This window comes from Mycoplasmopsis gallinarum DSM 19816 (assembly GCF_000621085.1).
GTDB lineage: Bacteria > Bacillota_I > Bacilli_A > Mycoplasmatales > Metamycoplasmataceae > Mycoplasmopsis > Mycoplasmopsis gallinarum.
Map to the genome: position 1 here is coordinate 1 of NZ_JHZE01000001.1, position 5095 is coordinate 5095.

Consider the following 5095-nt stretch of genomic DNA (forward strand, 5'->3'; position numbering starts at 1 on the left):
TTTTGTATAAAAAAATCGCCAAAACAGCGATTTAAATTTTTGATAAATATTTTTTCTTGTAATATTTAGATTTTTTGAAGTAATGAATTCCAAGTGTTTGTGCAATTGCTCATAAACTTGAAAAAATTCAATAAATCTGGACACCAGCTGTAAACATTACTGTAATAACTAAGAAAACAATCATAACTATATTTTGAGTTTTGTTTGCTTTTTTAATAGCTTGTTTTTCTACAATGGTAAGCCGTTTGTTTTTCTTGTTATTTAACAATCTTGGTAAAAATTGTGAAATTCCTTGTACAGCGAGAGTAATGATTAGCAACCCTAAATATTGAAACTCACCTTCATAAAAAAGTCTCTTTCATGAAGTTGCTGAGAAATCCATTCCTAATCAATGTGTTGATTTTAAACTTGGGGTACTTTGAATAACCCTTCACATAGCTATAAAAATAGGAATAGAAATTAAAATTGTTGCAAAAGTATCTAAAGGATTAATACCATTTTTCTTATAAAGAGCAGCAACTTCTTGTTGTTGTCTTGCTTTCATTTGTTTATTGCCTTGAAAATCAGCATATTTAGCATCAATCTTTGCTTTTTTGGTTTTTAATTCCTCTTGTTTTGATTGATTCATTGTAGATTTTCAAGTAAAGGCAAGTGCAATTAAACGAGTAATAATAACAGCAATAATAATTGCAAAAATTGTAGTTCATCCACCTAAAGAAGGTAATGGTTCTCTAATTGAAGAAGTTACTCAAGCAATTGGATAAACAAACAATCCAAAGAAAGGCCCAAGAGATCATGAATCTTTTCATGATGTAATTGCTTTTTGTGGTGTATCACCTACAAGAGCTAATCTAACAGTTTCTTTTTGTGAACCCACAACAGAATTTTCTTTAGAAAAAGTAAAAGCACTGCCTTGTTTTTCTGGATCTGCAAAAGTTTTTTCATATGCAGTAACTTTATAAGTATCCAAATCTAAATTATTTAAATTAGTTAAAGTTAAATAATTTTGAATAGTTGCATTATATTTAGACAATGTTTCAAGTTGTAAAGCATTTAAAGAAGAAACTTCTTTATTAATAATTGCATTCATTCAATCTGAATAAGTTGTATAACCAGAATCGTTTAAAACCCTTGAATAAATATTATTTGTTGCAAAAGTTTTTAAATATAAAAATTCAAAAACATCACGATTATATTTATTAGGCCCCATTCAATATTGAGTTACGTTACCGTTTTTATTAACATTGTATGATTCTTCATATTGATTTTGAACTGAAAATAAAGAGGCAGATTTAACTTCTCATGTTTTTTTCTTATCATCAATATATGGTCTATTAATTGATAAGGCACTTTCTTTTAATGTAAAAGTTCCTTTTTGATCTGGATTTTCAATAAAAATATTTTTAATATTAAAATCTGGATCTAAAAACTTAACATCAGAAAAGTTTGTATAAATTGAAGAATACTTGGTTGCATTAGAAGTTGCAAATAAATATTTATCATTTTCTTTAATAAGAGGTTCATTATCTTGTAGGAAAGAACCGTCTTTATTGATAAATTGAATAGCAGATGAATATGAATTGTATTTACCATATTCTCCATCATTACTTAAAGTTTGTGTTCTCAAAGCTTCTAAAACATTAGCATATTTGTTTTCACTAAGATAAAAGTTTGCTTCAGAATCACGTTTAAGTTCATAAAATTCACCTTCTTGCAAATATGAGTCACCTTTTGGTTTTTTGCCAACCACAAAAGTGTTAACATACGGACTTACAGAATTTTTGTTTAAATATAACTCAACACCACTACCTGTATAGTTAGATGATTTTACTGCCCAGGTTTGAACACAACCTGTCATCGTGATACCAAAAGTGAGAACATAAATTACAATTTTCAATCAAAATCAAATTCTTTTTCAAAGACTTTTTTCTTGATTGTTTCGATTCCCTTTTGTAGTTAGAGAATCGAATTTATTTGATCTATTATTTTCCATTTTTGATTTTATTAAATAACTTTCTTGTTGTATCTAATTTAATAGAAAAATTCTGATCTAAAAATTCTTTACGCAAAATTAATACAAAATGCATTTTTAAATCATAAATTCCTAATGAATTAATGATTGCTTTTAATTGTCTTTTGTAATAATTTCTTTGCACTGCATTGCAGAATTTTTTAGGAACAGTAATTCCTATTTTAAAATTTTCACTTGGTTTGTAATAAACAATTAAGTATTTATTAACATGCTGTTGTTTATTTTTAATCACAGCATCAAATTCTCAACTTTTTTGTAGTCGATAAATTTTTTTCATTTTAAACCATTAATCAATTATCTTTTATCAGATACAGTCAATCTTGCTCTACCTTTAGCTCTTCTTGCTGCTAAAACTTTTCTTCCATTAGCGGTAGACATTCTTGCTCTAAAACCATGAACTTTAACATGTTTTCTTTTATTTGGTTGGTAAGTTCTTAAGCTCATATTTCCTCCTATATTTAAAATATATACATTTTAAAATAAAAATAAGGTGTTAAAATGCTTTTTTATTATATATTAAAATACATAATATATAAATACGATATTTTAAATAAATAGAAAGTAAAATAATTTAAAATAAATAAAGAAATCTCCAAAAAAAAGGAAGACAAAATGTTAAATTTAAAATATTTATTAGAAAACGAAGACAAAGCTAAAAAATTGCTTGCTGCAAAAAAAGCAGATATGTTATTGGTTGATGAACTTTTTTTAATTGCTAAACAAAGAGGCAAATTAATGTCTGAAACACAGTTAACTAAAAACTTAATTTCAAATATTAGTAAAAAAATTCCACAATTAAAAAATAATCCTGAAGAACTTGAAAAAACAAAAAACGAAGTTAAAGAAATTAAAAATAAATTTTTGGAATTAGAGAAACAAAGCAATGAATATGAAAAAAGAGTAAACTTTATTTTAGATCGCTTGCCAAATTTACCATTAGATGATGTGCCTTATGGAAAAGACGAAAATGATAATAAGGTTTTAAAAGTTCATGATCAAATTGGAAGAGGACTTGTTTCTGGAGTAAAACCTCATTATAAATTAGCACTTGAATTAGATTTAATTGACATAGAAAGAGCAGTAAAATTGTCTGGTTCAAGATTTGTAATGTATAAAAAAACAGGAGCTCAATTAATTAGAGCTATCAAAAATTTTTTATTAGATTTACATACAAAAAATGGATATGATGAATATGAAATTCAATCTTTAGTAAAACCAGAAATATTATATGGCACTGGCCAATTGCCTAAATTTGAAGAAGATTTATTTCATTTAAACAAAGAAGATTTATATTTAATTCCAACTGCTGAAGTTCCATTAACAAACATTTATAATAATGAAATTATTAATCTCGATAAACCAATTAGATTAACTGCTTTTACAGAGTGCTTTAGATCAGAGGCAGGAAGCGGCGGTAAAGACACAAGAGGAATTATTAGATTACATCAATTCAAAAAAGTAGAACTTGTAAAAATAACAAACGAAAAAGATAGCTTTAGTGAATTTGAAGAAATGTTGGAAGAGGCTAAATTGGTGCTCGAAGAACTAGAATTGCCATATAGAGAATTATTATTATGTACTGGAGATTTAGGTTTTTCAAGTAGAAAAACAATTGATTTAGAAGTTTGATTGCCTTCTGAAATGAAATTTAGAGAAATTAGTTCAGTTTCATATATGGGAGATTTTCAAGCAAGAAGAGCTAAAATAAGATACAAAAACGAAAATAATGAAAATGTATATGCATATACAATGAATGGTTCAGGACTTGCAATTGATAGATTAGTTGCAGCAATATTGGAAAATTATCAAAATGCAAATGGATCTTTAACCATACCGAAAAAACTTGTTCCATACATGAATGGAATAACAGAAATAAAATAAGCGTATTTGCCTGTAAAATAGGCTAATACGCTTATTTTTCTTTACTTTTGATGACATCATAATCAAAATCAGTTGGTGTTTTTCTTCCGAAATGTTCTAATTCAACAACTGCTCTTTGTTTTGTGTCATTAAAATCAATAATTTGACCAACTTCCCCTTTGAATGGTCCTGAAATAATTTCAACTATTTCACCTTTTAAAAAGGTATCATGAATTTTTCCATCTTCGAATTCTTCTCTAAATTTTTGTTCTTTTTGAAACATTTTTTTAATTTCAATTGCAGAAACGGGAGTTGGTTTAGCACCCTTACCAGAAGAACCGATTAAACCTGTAACATATCTTGTGTTACGAACAACAAATCAAGCTTTATCTGTCATATCCATATTAATAAATATGTAACCGCTATAAATGTTTATATTTTTTATTTTATAAGGTTCACCTTTTTTCTTCTTTTCTTGTTCTCTCGCAGAAATTGTAGGACGAGTAAAAATTTTGAATGCTCCATTTTCAGTTGCTTCAGAATTAAAACATTCTTCAACAGCTTCACTAATAATTCTATTTTTTAAAGATTCAACAACTTGTTCTTCTTTTCCGGTAACAGTACTTACCATATATCACAAAAATTTTCCTGGCATTTTTCTCCTAATTTACTTTCAATGTAGTTCATAATAATGTAAATAACGTTGCTAAAGCAAAAACAGCTAAAACAAAAAGAAGCGTAAAAATAACTATTTGTCAAAAAGAAACTCAATTTTTTCTGTTTGAAGGTCATCTAACTCTTTTTAATTCTTTAACAAACCTTCTAACAATAAATTTCTTTTCTTTTTTAATTTTTTTATCTTTTGGCATTTTATTTTTCCTCTTTATGCAGAATATGAATTTTACATTTTGGACAATATTTTTTTATTTCTATTCTATTTGAGTTACTCAAACTTTTTGATGTTGAATAATTTAAAGAAAAACAATTTGAACAACTTAAAGTAACTTTTTTCTTTTGCATATTTTTCCTTAATAAAAAAGTCCCTAAAGGACCTTTTATATTTTCATTATAAATTTCTTTTTTGAAAAGAAAAGAAAAAATTTACTTTTTGAATAAAATCACTTTTTATTTGATTAATCTTTGTGGTTGAATAAAAATTTTTAGTTTTTAAATCTGATGATAAATATTTACAATAAGGATCTT

7 protein-coding genes are annotated in these 5095 nt (G+C 26.2%); 1 reads left to right on the top strand and 6 read right to left on the bottom strand.

The window, feature by feature from the left end; translation table 4 throughout:
• Positions 1-31: 31 nt before the first annotated feature.
• Genes yidC through rpmH form a run of 3 tightly spaced genes read right to left on the bottom strand, consistent with a single transcriptional unit; the run spans position 32 to position 2476 of the window.
• Positions 32-1993: a membrane protein insertase YidC gene (gene yidC, locus Q346_RS0100005; RefSeq protein ID WP_027332513.1), complete on the bottom strand. Its 1962-nt coding sequence runs from the start codon at positions 1991-1993 to the stop codon at positions 32-34.
• Positions 1983-2309 (bottom strand): ribonuclease P protein component, encoded by a 327-nt coding sequence (gene rnpA, locus Q346_RS0100010; protein WP_027332514.1) that lies wholly within the window; start codon positions 2307-2309, stop codon positions 1983-1985. Before rnpA ends, yidC begins: the two co-directional genes overlap by 11 nt.
• Positions 2310-2326: 17 nt before the next feature.
• Entirely contained in the window at positions 2327-2476 is a 150-nt protein-coding gene (gene rpmH, locus Q346_RS0100015; protein WP_027332515.1) for a 50S ribosomal protein L34, read from the bottom strand.
• A 168-nt stretch (positions 2477-2644) separates the two neighbouring features.
• On the opposite strand from rpmH, the gene serS reads away from it, so the two are divergent.
• A complete protein-coding gene (serS, locus tag Q346_RS0100020) occupies positions 2645-3913 on the top strand; it encodes a serine--tRNA ligase (RefSeq protein WP_027332516.1) in 1269 nt (422 codons plus the stop codon).
• 31 nt (positions 3914-3944) lie between these two features.
• On the opposite strand, the gene nusG is transcribed toward serS, so the two are convergent.
• The 3 genes from nusG to rpmG are packed head-to-tail and all read right to left on the bottom strand — an operon-like array spanning position 3945 to position 4912.
• Positions 3945-4547 carry a transcription termination/antitermination protein NusG gene (gene nusG / locus Q346_RS0100025; protein ID WP_027332517.1) on the bottom strand — a complete coding sequence of 201 codons (603 nt, stop codon included), beginning with the start codon at positions 4545-4547 and terminating at the stop codon, positions 3945-3947.
• 7 nt (positions 4548-4554) lie between these two features.
• Complete coding sequence (gene secE / locus Q346_RS0100030; RefSeq protein ID WP_036437770.1) at positions 4555-4761, bottom strand: preprotein translocase subunit SecE; 207 nt, start codon at positions 4759-4761, stop codon at positions 4555-4557.
• 1 nt (position 4762) lies between these two features.
• On the bottom strand, positions 4763-4912 hold the full coding sequence (gene rpmG / locus Q346_RS03670; protein WP_036437772.1) for a 50S ribosomal protein L33: 150 nt from the start codon (positions 4910-4912) through the stop codon (positions 4763-4765).
• Between the last annotated feature and the right edge of the window lie 183 nt (positions 4913-5095).